This window comes from Rhodanobacter sp. K2T2, from assembly GCF_013408815.1.
Lineage (GTDB): Bacteria > Pseudomonadota > Gammaproteobacteria > Xanthomonadales > Rhodanobacteraceae > Rhodanobacter.
In genome coordinates this window covers 21,171-38,787 of sequence record NZ_JACCCA010000006.1, presented here as the reverse complement: position 1 = coordinate 38,787, position 17,617 = coordinate 21,171, and the positions used below count along the sequence as shown (strand labels likewise).

The 17,617-nt window shown below is 63.2% G+C and carries 19 protein-coding genes; 7 read left to right on the top strand and 12 right to left on the bottom strand.

Annotated elements, in window-relative coordinates; genetic code table 11:
* Positions 1–3 precede the first annotated feature (3 nt).
* Positions 4–2,109, top strand: a complete 2,106-nt coding sequence (locus HDE78_RS10790) for a tetratricopeptide repeat protein (RefSeq protein ID WP_179479220.1) — start codon at positions 4–6, stop codon at positions 2,107–2,109.
* Between the two features lie 15 nt (positions 2,110–2,124).
* Positions 2,125–2,910, top strand: coding sequence for a polyphosphate kinase 2 (gene ppk2, locus HDE78_RS10785; RefSeq protein WP_179479218.1), 786 nt, complete (start codon positions 2,125–2,127; stop codon positions 2,908–2,910).
* A gap of 9 nt (positions 2,911–2,919) precedes the next feature.
* Here the strand turns inward: ppk2 and HDE78_RS10780 are convergent, their stop codons facing one another.
* From HDE78_RS10780 to HDE78_RS10770, 3 genes are read right to left on the bottom strand one after another with little or no spacing between them, the layout of a single operon-like run.
* Positions 2,920–3,201 (bottom strand): acylphosphatase, encoded by a 282-nt coding sequence (locus HDE78_RS10780; protein ID WP_179479216.1) that lies wholly within the window; start codon positions 3,199–3,201, stop codon positions 2,920–2,922.
* Positions 3,201–3,686 (bottom strand): TlpA disulfide reductase family protein, encoded by a 486-nt coding sequence (locus tag HDE78_RS10775; protein ID WP_179479214.1) that lies wholly within the window; start codon positions 3,684–3,686, stop codon positions 3,201–3,203. The genes HDE78_RS10780 and HDE78_RS10775 overlap by 1 nt, the downstream gene beginning before the upstream one ends.
* The gene (locus HDE78_RS10770; protein WP_179479212.1) at positions 3,683–4,963 is read right to left on the bottom strand and encodes a YihY family inner membrane protein; all 1,281 of its coding nucleotides are present in this window, start codon (positions 4,961–4,963) and stop codon (positions 3,683–3,685) included. Before HDE78_RS10770 ends, HDE78_RS10775 begins: the two co-directional genes overlap by 4 nt.
* A 130-nt stretch (positions 4,964–5,093) precedes the next feature.
* Here HDE78_RS10770 and wrbA point away from each other — a divergent pair, with 130 nt between their 5' ends.
* Both wrbA and HDE78_RS10760 read left to right on the top strand, forming a co-directional pair.
* A complete protein-coding gene (gene wrbA, locus HDE78_RS10765) occupies positions 5,094–5,696 on the top strand; it encodes an NAD(P)H:quinone oxidoreductase (protein WP_179479210.1) in 603 nt (200 codons plus the stop codon).
* On the top strand, positions 5,693–6,061 hold the full coding sequence (locus HDE78_RS10760; protein WP_179479208.1) for a DUF2069 domain-containing protein: 369 nt from the start codon (positions 5,693–5,695) through the stop codon (positions 6,059–6,061). The genes wrbA and HDE78_RS10760 overlap by 4 nt, the downstream gene beginning before the upstream one ends.
* A gap of 46 nt (positions 6,062–6,107) precedes the next feature.
* On the opposite strand, the gene HDE78_RS10755 is transcribed toward HDE78_RS10760, so the two are convergent.
* The 7 genes from HDE78_RS10755 to HDE78_RS10725 form a co-directional block, all read right to left on the bottom strand.
* Complete coding sequence (locus HDE78_RS10755) at positions 6,108–7,337, bottom strand: GAF domain-containing sensor histidine kinase (protein WP_179479207.1); 1,230 nt, start codon at positions 7,335–7,337, stop codon at positions 6,108–6,110.
* Positions 7,338–7,586: 249 nt separating this feature from the next.
* Positions 7,587–8,567: an NADPH:quinone oxidoreductase family protein gene (locus HDE78_RS10750; protein ID WP_179479205.1), complete on the bottom strand. Its 981-nt coding sequence runs from the start codon at positions 8,565–8,567 to the stop codon at positions 7,587–7,589.
* Positions 8,568–8,605: 38 nt separating this feature from the next.
* Positions 8,606–8,950 (bottom strand): hypothetical protein, encoded by a 345-nt coding sequence (locus tag HDE78_RS10745; RefSeq protein WP_179479203.1) that lies wholly within the window; start codon positions 8,948–8,950, stop codon positions 8,606–8,608.
* 99 nt (positions 8,951–9,049) lie between these two features.
* Positions 9,050–9,331: a hypothetical protein gene (locus HDE78_RS10740; protein ID WP_179479201.1), complete on the bottom strand. Its 282-nt coding sequence runs from the start codon at positions 9,329–9,331 to the stop codon at positions 9,050–9,052.
* A gap of 103 nt (positions 9,332–9,434) precedes the next feature.
* Entirely contained in the window at positions 9,435–10,133 is a 699-nt protein-coding gene (locus HDE78_RS10735; protein WP_179479199.1) for an MgtC/SapB family protein, read from the bottom strand.
* A 120-nt stretch (positions 10,134–10,253) separates the two neighbouring features.
* Positions 10,254–10,664, bottom strand: a complete 411-nt coding sequence (locus HDE78_RS10730) for a hypothetical protein (RefSeq protein ID WP_218862279.1) — start codon at positions 10,662–10,664, stop codon at positions 10,254–10,256.
* A 103-nt stretch (positions 10,665–10,767) separates the two neighbouring features.
* Entirely contained in the window at positions 10,768–11,535 is a 768-nt protein-coding gene (locus HDE78_RS10725; RefSeq protein WP_255457757.1) for a thioesterase family protein, read from the bottom strand.
* 120 nt (positions 11,536–11,655) lie between these two features.
* Here HDE78_RS10725 and HDE78_RS10720 point away from each other — a divergent pair, with 120 nt between their 5' ends.
* Entirely contained in the window at positions 11,656–13,314 is a 1,659-nt protein-coding gene (locus tag HDE78_RS10720) for an acyl-CoA dehydrogenase family protein (RefSeq protein ID WP_179479195.1), read from the top strand.
* Positions 13,315–13,432: 118 nt separating this feature from the next.
* Positions 13,433–13,924 carry an asparaginase domain-containing protein gene (locus HDE78_RS10715; RefSeq protein WP_179479193.1) on the top strand — a complete coding sequence of 164 codons (492 nt, stop codon included), beginning with the start codon at positions 13,433–13,435 and terminating at the stop codon, positions 13,922–13,924.
* A 142-nt stretch (positions 13,925–14,066) separates the two neighbouring features.
* Here HDE78_RS10715 and HDE78_RS10710 read toward each other — a convergent pair whose 3' ends face one another.
* Entirely contained in the window at positions 14,067–15,884 is a 1,818-nt protein-coding gene (locus HDE78_RS10710; protein ID WP_179479192.1) for a M4 family metallopeptidase, read from the bottom strand.
* A 457-nt stretch (positions 15,885–16,341) separates the two neighbouring features.
* Complete coding sequence (sufT, locus tag HDE78_RS10705; RefSeq protein ID WP_179479190.1) at positions 16,342–16,899, bottom strand: putative Fe-S cluster assembly protein SufT; 558 nt, start codon at positions 16,897–16,899, stop codon at positions 16,342–16,344.
* 275 nt (positions 16,900–17,174) lie between these two features.
* Here sufT and HDE78_RS10700 point away from each other — a divergent pair, with 275 nt between their 5' ends.
* Positions 17,175–17,615, top strand: a complete 441-nt coding sequence (locus tag HDE78_RS10700; RefSeq protein WP_179479188.1) for a hypothetical protein — start codon at positions 17,175–17,177, stop codon at positions 17,613–17,615.
* Positions 17,616–17,617 lie beyond the last annotated feature (2 nt).

Below are 17,617 nucleotides of genomic sequence, written 5' to 3'. Positions count from 1 at the left end.
CCCATGACCGACCTCTTCCAATCCGAACTCGACGGCTACCTGGCGCGCCTGACCACGCTGCTGGAAGCCCACGCCTTTGCCGACGCCGTGCCGGTCGCCGAAGACGCGATGAAGCGCTTCCCCGATTCCGCCGAGCTGCTGCGCATCTATGCCATCACCCTGCATCAGCTCGATCGGCGCGACGAGGCGCTGCGCCTTTTGTACAAGGCCGAAAAACTCAGCCCCGACAGTCTCGAAGTGCAGTGCAATCTGGCCAGTCTCGAAGTGGCCGACGGCCGCGCCGACGAGGCGATCGAGCGCATGCGCGCCGCGCTGCGCGTCTCCCCGGGTCATCCGGTCATCCTGCTGACACTGGGCAACGCGCTGATGGCGGCGGCGCGCTACGGCCAGGCGCGCGATTCGTACGCCATGGCGACCTACGGCGCACCGGGCCATCCCGGCCTGCGGCTGAACGTGGCCGCCGCCGAACTGGCGATCGACCACGCCGCCCAGGCCGAAGTGCATGCACGCGAGGCGCTGCAGATCGCGCCAACCATGGGGCCGGCGCACGCGATGCTCGGACACACGCATCGAGCACGCGGCCAGTTTACTGAAGCGTTTCAGGCCTACCTGCGCGCCGAAGCGCTGGAGCCACGCAACGGCGAGCATCCCTACCACGCGGGCATGATGCTCGATGAGCTGGGCCGGCTCGACGACGCGCAGGCAGCCTTCGCACGATCACTGCAGCTCGATGGAAACAACGGTGCAGCCCTGAGCCAGCGGATTTTCACCTTGCGCCAGCTGTGCCAATGGAGCGAACTGGAAACTCTCGCCGCACGGCTGCGCGTCGCCGTAGCCGACGGCATGCCGGGCATTACGCCCTTCAGCTTTCTGGCCGAGGACGCCAGCGCGGAAGAGCAGCGTCACTGCGCCGAAACCTTTGCCGCCGCCATCGACGCCGAGATGGCGCCGCTGCGCCGACAGCTGGCCTTCACGCATACTATGCCTGCGGCGAATACGCCGATACGGGTGGGCTTTGTCTCCAACGGCTTCGGCGAGCATGCCACCGGCTTGCTGGTGGTCGCGATGATCGAGGCGCTGGCCGAGAGCGAGCTGGAGCTGCACCTTTACGCTACCGCACCTAACGACGGCGGCGCCATTCGTACGCGGCTCGAAGCCGCGTGCCACGTCGATGACGTCAGCGGCCTGGGCCACGGCCCGCTGGCCGAACGCATCCACGCCGATCGGATCGAACTGCTGGTCGATCTCACGGTGTATTCCAGCGGCTCCAACGCCAAACTTTTTGCGCTGCGCCCAGCGCCGCTGCAGCTCAACTGGCTCGGCTATCCGGGCACCTCCGGTGCCGCCTGGATCGATTATCTGCTCGCCGACGCCATCGTCGCGCCGACATCGCTGCGCTCGACGATCAGCGAAAAACTGCTGCTGCTGCCGCGCTGCTTTCAGCCCAACGACCCGACCCGGAACATCCCGCCGGCGCCCCCGCGCGAAGCGTGTGGACTGCCGGCGCAAGGTACGGTGTTTGCCTGCTTCAACGCCAGCTACAAGATCAATCCGCCCTCGTTCAACCGCTTTCTCAGCATTCTCGATCAGACGCCGGGCAGCGTGCTGTGGCTGCTGAGCGGGCCGGAAAACGCCGATCGGCGTCTGCGCGAGCACGCGGTCCAGGCGGGCATCGCCGCCGATCGCTTGATCTTCATGGCCAAGCTGCCGCATCGGGAATATCTGGCGCGCTATGCGCACGTCGATCTGTTTCTCGATACCCTCCCCTACAACGCGCACACCACCGCGTCCGACGCGCTATGGGCCGGCTGCCCGCTGCTGACGCTGGTGGGCAACACCTTTGCCGGCCGCGTGGCGGCTAGCCTGCTGCAGCACGTCGGCCTGCCCGAACTGGTGACCGAGGACGAGGACAGCTTCGTCGCGCTCGCCGTGAACCTGGGCAGCCATCACGAAGCCTTGCAGCTGCTGCGCCATCATCTGGAACAGCAGCGCCAGCGCGGCAAGCTGTTCGACATGGCCGGTTATGCCACCGATTTCCGCCGCGCGGTGCAGGCCATGGTGGCCCGGCGCCGAATCGGCCGTCCGGCCGCCGACATCAATATCACCTAGCCGCTCGGAATCCTCATGGGCAAGAAAGCCAAACATCACTACCGCAAAGCCATGAAAGAGCTGCAGCTCGAGCTGATACGCCTGCAGCACGGGCTCAAGCGCAGCGGCAAGCGGCTGGTGGTGATCTTCGAGGGGCGCGACGCGGCCGGCAAAGGCGGCACGATCAAGGCGATTACCGAAAGCCTGGATACGCGCAGCTATCGCATTGCCGCGCTGTCCAAACCCAGCGAACACGAGTCGAGCCAGTGGTATTTCCAGCGCTATGTCGAGCACTTGCCCAGCGCCGGCGAGTTCGTGCTGTTCGATCGCAGCTGGTACAACCGCGCGGTGGTCGAACCGGCCATGGGCTTTTGCAGCAAGGACGAATACAAGGCCTTTCTCGACGCGGTGCCGACTTTCGAAAAGCTGCTCACCGACGACGGCATTATCCTGCTGAAGTACTGGCTGGCCGTGGATCAGCAGGAGCAGGAAGAGCGCTTCAACCAGCGCGCCGAGAATCCGCTGAAACGCTGGAAGCTGTCGCCGGTGGATATGGCTGCGCGGCAGAAATACACCGAAATCGGCAAGCTGCGCGACACCATGATCAAACGCACCGACGCCAAGCATGCGCCGTGGTTCGTGGTGGACTTCAACGACCAGAAGCGCGGCCGCGTAAATCTGATCCGACATCTGCTGAAGCAACTACCGTTCGACGACGAACCGATCGCCGAAGTGGAACTGTCGGCACTGAAAGGCGATCCCGCGCACGAGAACGTTACCGACAAGGCCGTGTGGGTCGCCGATACGTTCGGCGATAGCTAACGCAAAAAGCTAGCGGATATGGAAGTCCTTGCCGAAGCTCTCGGCAGTGATTTCGCCAGCCAGCTCGTCGCGATGAACCGATGCTACCGTCGCCGCTGGCGGCCCACGCTGCAGCCACTGCTCCAGCGCATCCAGTGCGGCGATATCGCCGATGGCCAGCACTTCGACTTCGCCGCCAGGCAGATTTTTCGCATGACCTGCCAAACCGAGATTCGAGGCCTGCTCACGCGTGCTGGCGCGATAGAACACGCCCTGCACGTGGCCGCTGACGATGAACCTCGCTGCCGGCATTACTTGGCGCCGATCGCCGCGGCAAGCATCGACGAGGTCACCGGCCCCACGAAAGGCTTGGCCACCTTGCCCTGCGGGTCGATCAGCCAAGTGGTCGGCAGGCCGCGCGGCTCGTCGAAATCCTTGACCGGTTTGTCCATCGTCACTTGCGCGATGGGATACACCACCGGATGCTTGGCCACGAAGGCCTTGATGTCTGCGGGCTCGCTGTCGTCGAATGCCAGGCCGATCGCGGCGACGTTCTTGTGGGTTGCCACAAAGTGGGAGATGTCCGGCATCTCCTTGATGCAGGGCACGCACCAGGTCGCCCAATAATTGACGATCACCCACTTGCCGCGCTCGGCTGCCAGATCGAAGGTCTTGCCATCGATCGTGACGACTTTCAGCGTGGGCTTTTCGGGCATCGCGGCTTGCGCCGGAATGGCCACGGCCAGTGCGACGAATATCAGCGAGGTGAAGCCGAGTTTGCGTAGCGCAGAAATCATGCAGGAAGTTCCTTGGTATCGGCCGCGCGGTTCGCGTCCGGGGGATAAACGGTGTTGAGCCGTGTGGTCAGTGTGGCCGCGACTTCGTCAGCCAACACCGCCAGTAGCCCCAGCAGCGGCTGGGGCAGTGCGATGCCGAGTTCGGCCGCCTCTTCCACGGGATTGAGCGGCAGGCGATAGCGGGAATGTTCGTAAACGCGCAGCAGATCGGTGCTGTCCAGGCTGCGGCACAACAGCCAGCTGCCCAGCTCGCTTTGGGTGATCAGTTCGGCCTGCTCCAGCTCGAAGAAATAATCGGCGATCGTGCCGCGATGCAGATACGGCTCGTACTGCCGTATCTTGGCCTGATCTACCGTGTCTCCGCTGCGCTGCGCGTCGATGAAATGCCCCAGCACCACCAGCAGGCCGAGAAACTCGGCACCGGCCGGCAGGCGCTCTTTCGGCGCGTGAAAGTCGAACGCCGATACCGATGCCGCAATCGACGCGGACAGAATCACGATCACCCACGAGAGATAAATCCACAGCAGAAAAATGGGAATCGCCGCCAGCGCGGCGCCGTAGATCTGCTGATACGTCTGCGCCTGCCGCACGAACAAGGTGAAGCCCCAGCGCACGATCTCGAACAGCACGGCGCCCAGCGTGGCGCCGATCAGCGCATCGCGCCGGGATACTTTGCAGTTGGGCACCACCGCATACAGCAGCCACAACGTGAGAAAGGTCACCACGAACGGCAGCACGCTGAGCAGACTGTGGCCGATGCCGTAGATCTGGCTTGCCGCACCTTGCAACAGCGGTAGCGCCGTGACGTAGGAGGTGACCGCGATACCGCCGACCACGAGTATCGGACCCAGGGTCAGCGCCGCCCAGTAAAGCAGCAGTCGCGAACCCCAGCCGCGCGCCTTGTGCACGCGCCAGATCTGGTTGAGCCGATCCTCGATGCTGATCATCATCGACAGCGCGCTGAACAGCATGACCAAAATGCTGATGCCGGTCAGCTTGCTCGCGTTGTCGGCAAAACTCTGGATCGCTTTCTGCACTGTCTCGCCGGCGGCCGGCACGAAGTTGTCGAACACGAAATCCACCAGCGTAGTACGCGCGCCCTGAAATACCGGAAACGCCGAAAACATGGCAAACACCGCCACGGTCAGCGGCACCAGCGAGACCAGCGTGGTGTACGACAGCGCACCAGCCGTCTCGAAGCACTTGTCGTCGAGAAAGCGTTGCCACAGAAAGCGGCTGAACTGCACTACGCGATTGCGGTTGAAGCGCAAGGCCATCGATTTTCTCAAAGGAAGTTCGCGTCACAGCAGCCGACGCGTTGGATATCGGTAGGTACACTAGCGTATCGCCTGTGAAAGCCTCAACGCATTCGCCCGGCACGCAAGACACCATCACAGGTCCAACCACATGAGTCACGACATTCTCGTTCTGTACTACAGCCGTACCGGCAGCACCGCACAGCTGGCCCGACTCGTCGCCCGCGGCATCGAAGAAGTGCCCGGCATGCGCGCGCGCCTGCGCCAGGTCCCACCGGTCGCGCCGGTGACAGAAATCGCGCAGCCGCCCGAGCCCGAGGAAGGCGCACCCTACGTGCAGAAAAACGATCTGCTCGAATGTATCGGCCTGGCAATGGGCAGTCCCACGCGCTTCGGCAATATGGCTGCGCCGCTGAAATACTTTCTCGACAGTACCGGCACGGAATGGGCCAACGGTGCGCTGGTCGGCAAGCCGGCCGCGCTGTTCACCTCTACCAGCAGCATGCACGGCGGCCAGGAATCCACGTTGCTGACGATGGCGCTGCCGCTGCTCCACCACGGCATGTTGCTGCTCGGTCTGCCTTATACGGAGCCTGCGCTGAGCACGACGCAAACCGGCGGCACGCCCTACGGCGCCAGTCACGTCGCCGGCGGCAAGGGCGAAAATCCGATCAGCGAACACGAACGCGAACTGGCGCGCGCGCTGGGCCGTCGGCTCGCCGACACTGCGCGCAAACTGGCGGCCAGCGCGTGACGACACGCGTGACTTCCGAGCAGCGTTGGGGACTCTACGCCTGGGGTGGCCTGGTGCTGCTGCAGCTGATCTGGCACGCGTGGCTGGTGCCGGCGCAAACGGTGCCGCTGTGGCTCGTGCTCGCTATCACGGTAGCTCCCTTGGTGTTGCCACTCCTGGCGATCCGCAGGATTCGGCGCGCACTGCTGTGGGTCGGCATTCTCAGTCTGTTCTATTTCTGCCACGGCGTCGCCGAAGCATGGAGTTCGCCCCACGAGCGCTGGCTTGCGCTGGTGGAAGTGCTCCTGACGCTGCTGCTGATCGGCACCCTGGGTGCCGGTGTGCGGCGCCGTCCGAAGGCAGCGACAAAACCGCCTCTGGCCTGACCCGAACCGCCGCTGTCGCGCCGCTCGCAAGCGTGGCCGAAGAAGCTCAGGCGCCTGTGCCTTCGACCTTGCCCTGATGCAGACTGTTGGTATCGCCATCCAGCCGCATGCGGAACACGAAGCGGGTAAACGCCGTATTCGATATCGCCTGCAGCGTGCCGCCGTGGGCCTTGGCGATCTCGGCAGCGATATACAGGCCGAGTCCGAGCCCCGGTTTGGGCGAGGTGGACGTGCCCCGGGTGAAAGGCTGGAAAAGGCGATCGATCGTATCTTCGGCAATCGGCTTGCCCGCGTTTTCTACGGCCAGCTCGAAGTGCGATGCGTTGCTGAGGATAAAAACGCGCACAGGCGACGTGTGCGACCCATGCGTGATGGCATTGGAGAGCAGATTGCCGAGCAACTGCCCGATGCGTCGTTGATCGCAGGCAAAGGCCTGCTGCAGCGACGTGGTGACGACAATCTCGCGGTCGGGATGCGCGCGCTGTATTTCCGATACGACGTGCTCCAGATCGCTGGCAAGATCGTGTGGTCGTTCCATCGATGCCGCGATGCCCTCGCCGAGCTTACCCAGCGCAAAATCCATGATATTGCTGATCAGCTCGCTCATACGCTGGCAGCTACGCTGGATGTGCTTGGCGATGCGTCGCTCGCGCCCGTCGGGGAGGTCGCGATCGAGCATGTCCGCACCCATGCTGATCGACTGCACGGGATTGCGCAGATCGTGCCCCAGCACGGCGACGAACTGGTCGCGCAGACGCGCCGTCGACTGCGCGTCGAGCAGGGCCGACTCCGCCGCGTCGCTGCGCCGTTCGGCCTCGTACTGGGCGGCGATCAGCTGGGCGAAGAGCTGCAGCGTCTTCAGCAGTTCCGGATCGTCGATTTTTGCCGGCGCCGGATCGATCGCACACAGCGTGCCGAAAAAGCTTTCGTCCGACAGGAAAATAGGGATCGAAATATAACTTTCGAAGCCGTACAACTTAGGCGTGGGGTGATTGGCGAATACCGTGTGCTTGCTGGCATGCCCGAAGATTATCGGCTGACGGTGCTCGCGAATCTCATTGCAGATGGTCGACTTGAGCACCAGCTCGCCGCCCGGCCTCAGACCGAATTCGATTCGATCGTAGACGGCGCACGCCGTCCAATGGGTATCGGTCACTCTGGCAACGGCGGTGAAACGCATGCCGGTCGTACGCGCCACCACTTCCAATATCGTGGGCACGGCATTGGATCGGGAAATCAGCGCAATATCGCGCTCGATGGAGGATTGGTTGGCCATCACTTGCCGGGGCTCATAGACGAGGTACTGCGGCCGTGGTCAAGTCGGTTGCCCTGCACCAGCGGACCCCAAACGCCAACGGAAAGCCGGTTCTCACAGGAATGCGCGATGCGCCAGTGCGTCAATATGCCCGGAAACGCCACGGTTGCCTAGATTCCCCGCGCCGACAGGCGCCGCTCCCGCCACAAGAGTCGGTCGAAAAACCATCCCTGCGACAACGCAGAGGTACGGGGAGAGCGTGAGCAGGCCCTAGCTGCCGGTGAGCACGACCAGTTTGCCGCGCACTTCGCGCCGGGCCATGCGCTGCAGCGCATCGACAGCGCCCGACAGCGGCAACTGCTCGGTGACCGGCGGCGCAATCTTCCCGCCGCGGAACCACGCCAGCAACTGCATCAAATGCTCCTGCTGCAGCTTGGGATGGCGTTTGGCCCAGTCGCCCCAGTACACGCCGAGAATCTGGCGCTCCTTCAGCAACGCCAGATTCAACGGCAGGCGCGGAATATCGCCCGTAGCAAAGCCTACCACCAGCAGGCGGCCGCCCCAGCCGGTGGCGCGCAGTGCCGCTTCGCTGTAGGCACCGCCAACCGCGTCGTACACCACGTCGACACCGCGCTTTTCGGTGAGCGCGTCGACGCATTCGCGCAGGTCATCACGCGCATAGTCGATCGTCTCGTCGGCACCGTGCTCGCGGCACAGCGCCAGCTTTTCCTCGCTCGAGGCGGCGGCGATGACCCGTGCGCCCATCAGCTTGCCGATTTCGATCGCCGCGATACCCACCCCGCCGGACGCACCGAGCACCAGCAACGTTTCGCCGGCGGCCAGTTTCGCCACGTCTTTCAGCGCGTGCAGCGACGTGCAGTAGGTCAGCAGCAGCGCCGAACCGGTGACGAAATCCATATCATCGGGTAAAGGAATCACGCCGCGCGCATCGACCGCGCACTCTTCGGCCAGCGCACCGTGCGGCACCAACGCCATTACGCGGTCACCGACCTTCAGATGACTCACGCCCTCGCCCACGGTTTTCACCACGCCGGCAAACTCGGCGCCGGGCGAAAACGGCAGCGCCGGCTTGACCTGATACAGGCCCTGCACGATCAGCGCATCGGGAAAATTAAGCGCCGCCGCCCGAATCGATACCAACACCTGGCCAGGCCCGGCGGTCGGTGCCTCGATATCCTCGACCCGCAGATTTTCGATCGGACCGAACGCTTTGCAGAGAAGAGCTTTCACGGGAAATCCTTTGGCGGCCAAGCAGCCGATGAAACCGCTTATTCGGCGTCGTTGAACTGATCTTGCGACATTTCGGTATTGCAGCGGTTCTTCAAAAACGTGGCGTTGTCCGACTTGTCCTGCGCGATCATCGCCACGCGCGCTTCTTTCAGCCTCTGGCCCAGATCGCTGCGCAGCTTGGTTTTGTCGAAGCGTTCGTCTTCGGCGTCTTTCGCATGCTCGGTGTGTTTCTTGGCTTCATCGTAAAGCTGAAAGCGCTCCGATGCCGCGACGCACTGGGTCTCGCGCAGGATCGACGCGTCGTAAGTCTCACTGCCCTGATGATCCTTGCCGCAGCCGGCCAGAACCAGGGCGCCAGCCAGAATAATCCAACGTGCTTTCATGCGATGTCCTCTTCGTTCAAATGCGTCGGTTATGGAGACAGCGTGGACGGTTAACGGCGTCGCTAAAATCTCACCGATTACCTTACGACGAGCTTTCGCTCAGCGCACTTCACCGCGATAGCGTTTCAGCTGGGTTTCGTGCTCGGGCTCCGTCGGACGAATCGCCTGCACGCCGCGCTCCTCGCGCCAGACCGAAAACTGCATATGACACGCCGCACAGCCGCACTCGCCGCCGCAGCGGAACTTGCACGCCGGCGTGCAGGTGCACGGCTTGTCCAGATCGGGGGAAAGCTCCGTCGACGGCAATTCGGGAAAATACCCCTCCGTACGCGGGTAGCGCCGCACCCCTTCGGCGGTTGGTAGCGTCACCGACTCGGTCATCAATATCTCCATGGGTTTACCCAAACTGTGCATGCCTGTTTATCTTGCCAATGTGTCAGGCGATAGAACAAGAATGCGTGACGGCAGCGCGTTGGCACGCCCGCTACGGCGCAACTCTGCCCGCCGCCGAGAACGACACCGCCACAGCGCCGTCGATCTCGCGGCACGCATCCGCGATCGCCGCCAGTTTGTCGCTGGGGAAATCGGCAGCGAAACGGATAATTACCATATCCGAGCCATCGGCATCACGGCGCAGCAGCATGCGATCCACCGGGGCTCGGAAGTCGCCCACCACCGCTTCAACCGCTGCCAAGGCCTGGCCCCGCGTGATGGATACCTGGATCGAGGCGTACTTGCGACGCGGCCGCACAAACCGGCGCTCGATCGGTTTCAGCAGGGCAAGAATGACCCAAAGAACGGCCGTGGCGAAAATGGCCGGAAAATACAGCCCGGTGCCGGCGGCCAGACCCACCGCAGCCACCGCCCACAGGCTCGCCGCCGTGGTCAGTCCCTTGATGACCTGCTCTTTCTGCAGAAACAGAATGGTGCCGGCACCGAGAAAACCGATGCCGCTGATCACCTGCGCGGCAATACGCGAGGGGTCCAGCACCACGTGATCCTGTTGGATCGCATGGCTGAATCCGTAAGCGGAAACGATCACCGTCAGGGCAGCACCCACGCTGACCAGCATATGCGTGCGCAGCCCGGCCGCCCATTCCAGCCGTCCGCGATTCACCCCGATGATCGATCCCAATACGGCTGCGGCAAGCAGTCGAAGCACCACATCAACATCTGAAATCACGGCAAGCTCCTTGCGGACGCGGTCCGGCACATCATCGGCCCGACATCAAACAGGCCGAACGAACCATAGAACAACAATGCAGAACGATTGTGCCGACTAAACACTATCGGATCGATGAAACTACACGCTGCGACGGGCCCGTGGCTTGGCCGTACTCCACCCGATAAGCGCAAGCAGCGCGACCTGTATCGGCAGGCGCACGATCAGCGCCCAGTACGGAACGCCGAACAGCGTCGGATGCTGCAGCATATAAAAGTGCGCCGGCGTCACCGCCAGCGTCAGAACGAAAAGACCGATGCCGGCCGCGCGTCGCGTTCTGCCCCAGAGCAGCCCCGCCGCACCGATCAGTTCGAAAACGCCGCTCGCCAGCACCGCCGCCCGCGGCCAGGAAATAAACGGCGGCACGATGCGCATCTCCGTTTGCGTCAACGCGAAATGCGCAATACCGCCCAGGAAAAACCACAGAAACACGAAGACGATGCCGGCGATGCGCCAGCGGCTCAGATCGGCGACTGCGATAAATCGGGCCATGGCAGAAGGCGATGATGGGAACATGATGTGCTCGAAGCGTCTGGATGCATTCAGACGCCAGCCTACACCGGGAAGAAATCGTCACGGGTGCTGGCGCAGATCACTAACCAAACACCACCATGCTCTGCCGACTCAGCGCGACGGGTTCGCCTCGATGGCCCCACAGCATCAGGCTCTGGTTGGTATAGCCATCGCGGGCGGCAATCAGCTGGGCGTCGATGCGCCAGTCGTCCAGGCCGAGGTCGTCGTAGCGATCGCGCAGCAGTTCGATCATCCAGGTCAGCGAGCTGCCTGGCGTAGGCTGCTTGAACATGCCCAGGGCGATCGGTGGAATGAAATCGGCGAAAGCGAGCACGTGGGTTTCGTCCGGCGTGCCTTCATCGCGCAGCGATACCTGCAGTACGCTTTCCCGACTGTGGCCACCGGTAAACGGCAGATCGCCGCGCAGCCAACGCGCGCCAAAGTGCTGCATGAAGGCCGGCATCCGGCCTTCCACATAGCGCAGTTCGCGCGGTACGTTACTCTCGACCGCCGGCTGTTCGGGCTGAAAGTCGAGCACCGAAGGCCGCGCGCTGCCGAACACGCCGACCAGTCGGCACAGCGTCTGCTCGCCGTCGCCGAGGCTGGCTTCGATCTGCGTGGCGCTGCGCCCCTCGCGCAAGATTCGCGCGTGAATGGCGACCGGACCAGCAGGCACCGGCGCGACGAACGTCGTCTGCAGGCTGCGCAACGGCATATCCGCACTCACCAGCTCGCGCATGGCACGCAGCGCCAGCGCCGCCTGAATGCCACCGAATGCGCTGCGCCCCTGCAGCCAGTCCTCGCCAATCGTCGCCTGCCAGCCGTCGCCGTGACGAGTAACAGATTGCATCGCTTCGGAAAATCGCATGTCGTTCTCTGCAAGGGAAACCTGCGCCCGATGATGCCAGCACAGCGGACCGACTGCTTGCGTGCTTATACTTTGGTACTTCGACAGTGGATGGAGAGCGCCATGGCCTTCCTGCAGGATGCACCGCAGCTGGCTCACCCGTACCGCACCGATCGCTCGCTGCGCGCGTTGCTCGATCGCGTCGTGCCGACGTCGCGCATGGCGGCGCTGGATGCCGACCTGGATGCGCTGGGCGATTACGCGCAGATGGCGTGGCAGCGGGCAAGCAGCAGCACACGGCGCAAACCCGTGCTCACGCAGTGGGATGCGTGGGGTCGTCGGGTCGACCGGATCGAGCTGACTACCGCGTGGCTGGAAGGACCGCAGCTCACCACGCGCCACGGCGTACTTTCCGCAGGTCATGCCGACAATGAATACGCGCGATTGGAGCAGTTCGCTCGCGTCTATCTCTATCACGTGGCCAGCGAGTTCTACACCTGCCCGCTGGCGATGACCGACGGTGCGGCCACCGCACTCAAGGCTTCCGGCAACAAAGAGCTGATCGATCGCGCATTGCCGCATTTTCTCAGCCGCGACGCGTCGAGCTTCTGGCTCAGCGGACAGTGGATGACCGAGAACGCCGGCGGCTCCGATGTGGGCAATACCGAAACCGTCGCGCGACAGGATGTGGAAGGCCAATGGCGCTTGCATGGCCGCAAGTGGTTCAGCTCGGCGGTGGTCGGCGAAGCTGCGCTGGCGCTGGCGCGGCCGGAAGGTGCCGGCAGCGGCACGGGCGCGCTGGCGCTTTTCTATGTCGAAACGATGGAAGACGACGCGGCCAGCGACGGCAACCGACGCAAACCCGAGCTCGTCATCGATCGGCTCAAGGACAAGCTCGGTACGCACGAACTGCCCACGGCAGAAATCCATCTGGAGGGATTGCCCGCCTGGCCGCTCGGCGAGCTGGCCAACGGCGTGCGGCAAATTGCACCGATGCTCAATGTCACACGCACCTGGAACGCGGTTTGCGCGACCGCCAGCATGGCGCGCGCGATCAGCCTGACGCGCGATTACGCCATGCGCAGGCAATCGTTTGGACGTCCATTGATTGAGCAACCGCTGCATGCACAGACGTTGGCCGACATGCAGGCAGAGTTCGAAGCCGCCTTCGCGTTGACGTTCGAGGTGGCGTATCTGCTCGGCTGCGTCGAGCGGCACGTCGCCGCGCCGCACGAAACGCTGCTGCTGCGCCTGCTCACGCCACTGGCCAAGCTGTGGACCGGCAAGCTGGCCGTCAGGATATGTTCCGAGGCCCTGGAATGCTTCGGCGGCGCGGGCTATATCGAGGACACTGGTCTGCCGCAGCTGTTGCGCGACGCGCAGGTGTATTCGATCTGGGAAGGCACCACCAACGTGCTGTCGCTGGACAGCCTGCGCGCGCTGGCCGGTGAGAGTTTGAGCGCGCTGCGCACCGCCATTGACGGTTGGCAGGAGGGCTGCACCGATGCGACGGCGATTCATGCGAATCGCGCTGCGCTCGATGCAGCCGCGGCCTTTATCGATGCTCAGCACATCAGCCGCGATGCGCTGGAAGCCGGCGCGCGCGGATTGGCGATCACTCTGGCACGCTGCGCCGCTGCCGCCTTGCTCGCGCGGCAGGCCACGTGGTCGAGCGCCCGCGGCGATGCAAGGCCTGCCGCTGCGTTACGACGTTTTGTCGGGCACGGCCTGCTGCGTCTGAGCACACAGGATGCGGACGATACGGCGCTGTTGCTGGGTTAGTGCTCCATGAAATCCATGGAAGGCACCGATCGTTGGGGCGAAGAGTCTCGAAACAGGGAAGGGAGGCGCGGCGCGAGCGCAGCAGCTAAAATAGGCAATCCTCACCCTGGCTATCCTCATGCAGCATCTGACCATCGTCACCACCGGCGGCACCATCGACAAGATCTATTTCGACGACAAGTCGGACTACAAGATCGGTGCACCGCAGATCGGCGAGATCCTCGCACAGCTCGGCGTGGCGTTTCAGTTCGAGGTGATTCCGATTCTGCGCAAGGACAGTCTGCACATGGGCGCGGAAGATCGAGGCCTGGTGCGTTCGACCATCGAGGGCCAAGCAAACCGGCACGTGCTGGTGACGCACGGCACGGACACCATGGTGGAAACGGCACGCGAGCTTGCCGCTATCGAAGGCAAGGTTATCGTGCTGACCGGTGCGCTGAATCCCGCGCGCTTTCAGGGTTCGGACGCGGTGTTCAATATCGGCTGCGCTGTCGCCGCCGTGCAGACCCTGCCCGACGGCGTATATATCGCCATGAACGGCCGCGTGTGGGATCCGGCCAAGGTGCGCAAGAATCGCGACGCCAATCGCTTCGAGGAAGCGGCGGACTGAGGCATTTTGTTTTTGTCGATCTTTCGGTAGAGCGATCAACACCGAAAATACGAAACGGGCCTGACGACATACCGTCAGGCCCGTTTTTTATCCCTCTTGAAGTCGATTCATAACAGGCGGATTGCCCTGATCCGCCCATGGATTACCAGCTGGCTTTCAGCGAAACACCCGAGAACGCTGCGTACGCGTTGAGCATGATGTAGTACGTGCCGGACGGCGCGCTGAAGCTGCAGCTTTCCGCGTTGCCGGTCTTGTACGGGCGGCAGCTGTAGCTGCTGGTGGTCGGCGCGGAGCCGAGCTTGACGTAGAGATCGGCATCACCGGTGCCACCGGAGGTGGCGATGGTCAGCGTGCCCGAACCGGCCGGCACGGTCACCGTATAGTTCAACGAGCCGCCCTTGACTGCGCTCAATCCGGTCACTGCCACACCGTTCTGCAGGCCACCGGTGCTGCCACCGCCACCGGTACCCGGGCAGGTCACGCCGACGGCGTTGAAGGCAGCGATCACGTCGTTCTTGTTGTAACCCAGATCGGTCGCCGCTGACTCCACCCCGCAGGCACCGGAGTTGAAGGTTGAGGTGGCTGTCCAATACACCTTGTTGGCCAGCGCATAGGCCTGGAAAGCTTTCTTGGTATCCCAACCAGAGGTCTTGGCCAGCAGGCAGAACGACTTGTTGTAGACGCCGCTGGAGTAGTGCACGTCGAGGTTGGAGGTGTAGTTGGCCGCGTTGTCGATCGATCCGCCATCCTGCGGCGGGTTGCACATGTAGCGCAGCGCGGTGCCGTTCTTGATGATGTCGGCACCGACTAGAAAGTCGTTGGTGCCACGGTCGAAATACTCCGCCGCCTCACCGGCTATATCCGAATAGGCCTCGTTCATGCCGCCGGACTGTCCCGTGTACTCCAGTGCCGAATGCTGCTCGGTGTAACCGTGGCTGATCTCATGACCGGTCACATCCAGCGACACCAGCGGATAGAAGGTGCTGGCGCCGTCGCCGAAGCTCATCACCGAGCCATCCCAGAACGCGTTCTCGTAGTTCTTGCCGTAATGCACCTTCATCACCAGCGAAAAGCTCAGCGGATTGCCGCCGGTATAGCCCTGATACATGTCATGCACGACGCTGCCGAAGTGGTGTGCGTCGTTGGCCGGCGAGTACGCGCCGTTGATCGCGTCGGTGTTGCTGGTCGGGCAGACAAAGCTCACCAGGGTGCCAGCACCCGAGGTGGCGTTCTTGAGGTTGTAGGTGGCAACGTCGGTATTTTTCAGCGTGCAGGTCGTGCCCGACTGGGTTACGTTGAGCGCGGCGAAATCCGTGCCGTAGGTATATTTGCCGGTCTTGGTGTTGCCGCCCGGGCCGTTGGCGCTGGCGTCGGTGAGGCCGTCCCAGCTCTGGATCACCTCGCCGGTATTGGCATTGATGATGGCGGTGGGGCGACTCGGCTTTTGCGGGTCATCCACAAAGTACGACACGCGGTAAACCAGACGCGTCGGGCCATTCTCCTGCGGATACACGAATAGATCGGTCTTCGGGTTCTGCATGGTGGTGCCCGCCACCAGTACCGTGTGGGCGTGGCCTTTGAGAATGCCGATGGCGGCCGCCGGCGTCAGTTGGGGAACGACCGAAATCAGGTCGGCTGCCGTGCCCTGCATCAGCTCGCCGGTGGCGCGCAGCGCGTTGCCGCTGGCGTCCTGCACCACGGCAATGCTGCGGCCATACACCGGCACGCCGCGATAAAGCTGCTGCTGACGCACCACCTGGGCGCCATTGGCCAATGGAACGGCGTTGCGCGCCACCAGAGTCATGTCCTGACCGAGATTCAAGCGGGCAGCCAGCGTGCTGATCGGCTGCGCGGCGAGGTTTTGCGCACGCAGGGTTTGCGTGGTGGCCGCCGTCGCGGTCGACGCCGCAACCATGCCGATCGTTGCAACCATCAGCTTGGAACGAAAAGTATTGAGCATTAGGTGAGAACTCCACGATATGTGGGGACAAAACCGCCCGATGCGGCCGTATGGACCCCATTCCAGTTCGCCGTGCTGGCGGCACGGCCTCGCACTCGTTGACTGTCCGGTGATGCCGGGACAGGTTCTGTCGCGTCCCCTCGCGCTTGTGGCGCGGCTCGATTGACGACGCAGCACTGGCCGGCAGCGGCACGGGACGAATTGACTGTCGATCAACCCGCTATCAGCCAGACATCTAGACGTTATTACTTGCGAAATGACCAGGCAATACGAATATTTCTTACGATTGTCTATTCGCTCACAGAATACTCGTCATGGTGGAACTTTAGCGCCATCAGCGCTTCGCCAAGCAAACGGCCCGCCGGATGTAAGGGCGAGCCGCAAGAGATTTTCGTTATATTTTGCGAATCGAGCATTGCTCGATCTGGGTCTAACCACGATGCACCGCCGCGGAACCCTAGAGCATGCCGGTTTCGAGTTTGGCCGCATCGGACATCATCGAATGCGTCCATGGCGGATCGAACACCAGATCCACATCGGCTTCGACGATGGTGGGAATCATTTCCAGCTTGGTCCGCGCGTCGTCCACCAGAATATCGCCCATGCCGCAGCCAGGCGCGGTGAGGGTGAGCTTGACGTAGACCTTGCGCGCGCCGGACTCGGTCTGCTCCAGGCTGAGGTCGTAGACCAAGCCGAGTTCGACCACATTGACCGGAATCTCCGGGTCGAACACGGTGCGCAGCTGATCCCACGCGACCTTTTCCACGTCGGCATCGGAGGCGTTGGCCGCCAGCTCGATCGGCGGCGGCAGTTCCTTGCCCAGCGCGTCGGCCTCCTTGCCGGCGATGCGGAACAGGTTGCCCTCCACGTAGACGGTAAAGCTGCCGCCCAGCGCCTGCGTGATATAGCCGATCTGACCGGCCGGCAACTCCACCACATCGCCCTGCGGCACCATCACCGCACTGCAATCGCGCTGCAGGGTGAAAGGCTCGCTGCTCAAACTGAAACCGCTCATGCCACCTGCCAATGCGCTGTCTGCGAAAAAACGTCGACGGAGCGGCAGAGCGCCGCATCCAGTCGCCTATTATGCCGCCCGCCAAGCGGGCTGGCTTGAGAAAGATCAGGCCGGAATCGCGGAACTCAAGAATCCGGAGAGATAAAAGGCCAGCGGCCAGCCGCGTTATGATGGCCGCTTTGCCCGATGGACGAATGCCTGATGGCGCACCGCATGACCCGACGCAGTCCGTTGCACGAGCACCCGCCCGCCCTTTGCCCACACCGGATCGACGGATGAGCTCCCGCTCGATTTTCGGGCTGGTCTTCGGGGTGTTCATCGCCGCGATGCTCGGACTCGCGGCCGGCGCGCTGTGGATGGTGGTCACGCTTTACCAACGCCAGCCGATGCCCTGGCTGGCGCTGCCGATCGCCGTCATTCTGGCCTGGGCGATACGCAACGGCGTGCGCAGACCGGGCAATGGTGCAGCCCTGTTGGCTGCGCTGGCCACCTTGCTGGCATCGATCTACGTCAGCATGCTGATCGCGGCGGCACGGATCGCCGGCAGCATGGGGCTGGGCCTGATCGACACCCTGCAGACTGCCGGTGCCGGCATGCTGTGGCAGCTGGCACGCATCGGTTTGTCGGTATCGGAAGGCATGTGGACCGTGCTGGCGGTGCTGCTGGCGGCCTGGCTGGGTCGCCGCCCCGCGCCGATCAAAAAGCTGTCGAAATAGCC

Bases quoted from the DNA above. Each gene is read 5' to 3' on its own strand.
- HDE78_RS10790 (WP_179479220.1), top strand. From the start codon at position 4: ATGACCGACCTCTTCCAATCCGAACTCGACGGCTACCTGGCGCGCCTG.
- ppk2 (WP_179479218.1), top strand. From the start codon at position 2,125: ATGGGCAAGAAAGCCAAACATCACTACCGCAAAGCCATGAAAGAGCTG.
- HDE78_RS10780 (WP_179479216.1), bottom strand. From the start codon at position 3,201: ATGCCGGCAGCGAGGTTCATCGTCAGCGGCCACGTGCAGGGCGTGTTC.
- HDE78_RS10775 (WP_179479214.1), bottom strand. From the start codon at position 3,686: ATGATTTCTGCGCTACGCAAACTCGGCTTCACCTCGCTGATATTCGTC.
- HDE78_RS10770 (WP_179479212.1), bottom strand. From the start codon at position 4,963: ATGGCCTTGCGCTTCAACCGCAATCGCGTAGTGCAGTTCAGCCGCTTT.
- wrbA (WP_179479210.1), top strand. From the start codon at position 5,094: ATGAGTCACGACATTCTCGTTCTGTACTACAGCCGTACCGGCAGCACC.
- HDE78_RS10755 (WP_179479207.1), bottom strand. From the start codon at position 7,337: ATGGCCAACCAATCCTCCATCGAGCGCGATATTGCGCTGATTTCCCGA.
- HDE78_RS10745 (WP_179479203.1), bottom strand. From the start codon at position 8,950: ATGAAAGCACGTTGGATTATTCTGGCTGGCGCCCTGGTTCTGGCCGGC.
- HDE78_RS10740 (WP_179479201.1), bottom strand. From the start codon at position 9,331: ATGACCGAGTCGGTGACGCTACCAACCGCCGAAGGGGTGCGGCGCTAC.
- HDE78_RS10730 (WP_218862279.1), bottom strand. From the start codon at position 10,664: ATGGCCCGATTTATCGCAGTCGCCGATCTGAGCCGCTGGCGCATCGCC.
- HDE78_RS10725 (WP_255457757.1), bottom strand. From the start codon at position 11,535: ATGCAATCTGTTACTCGTCACGGCGACGGCTGGCAGGCGACGATTGGC.
- HDE78_RS10720 (WP_179479195.1), top strand. From the start codon at position 11,656: ATGGCCTTCCTGCAGGATGCACCGCAGCTGGCTCACCCGTACCGCACC.
- HDE78_RS10715 (WP_179479193.1), top strand. From the start codon at position 13,433: ATGCAGCATCTGACCATCGTCACCACCGGCGGCACCATCGACAAGATC.
- HDE78_RS10710 (WP_179479192.1), bottom strand. From the start codon at position 15,884: ATGCTCAATACTTTTCGTTCCAAGCTGATGGTTGCAACGATCGGCATG.
- sufT (WP_179479190.1), bottom strand. From the start codon at position 16,899: ATGAGCGGTTTCAGTTTGAGCAGCGAGCCTTTCACCCTGCAGCGCGAT.
- HDE78_RS10700 (WP_179479188.1), top strand. From the start codon at position 17,175: ATGAGCTCCCGCTCGATTTTCGGGCTGGTCTTCGGGGTGTTCATCGCC.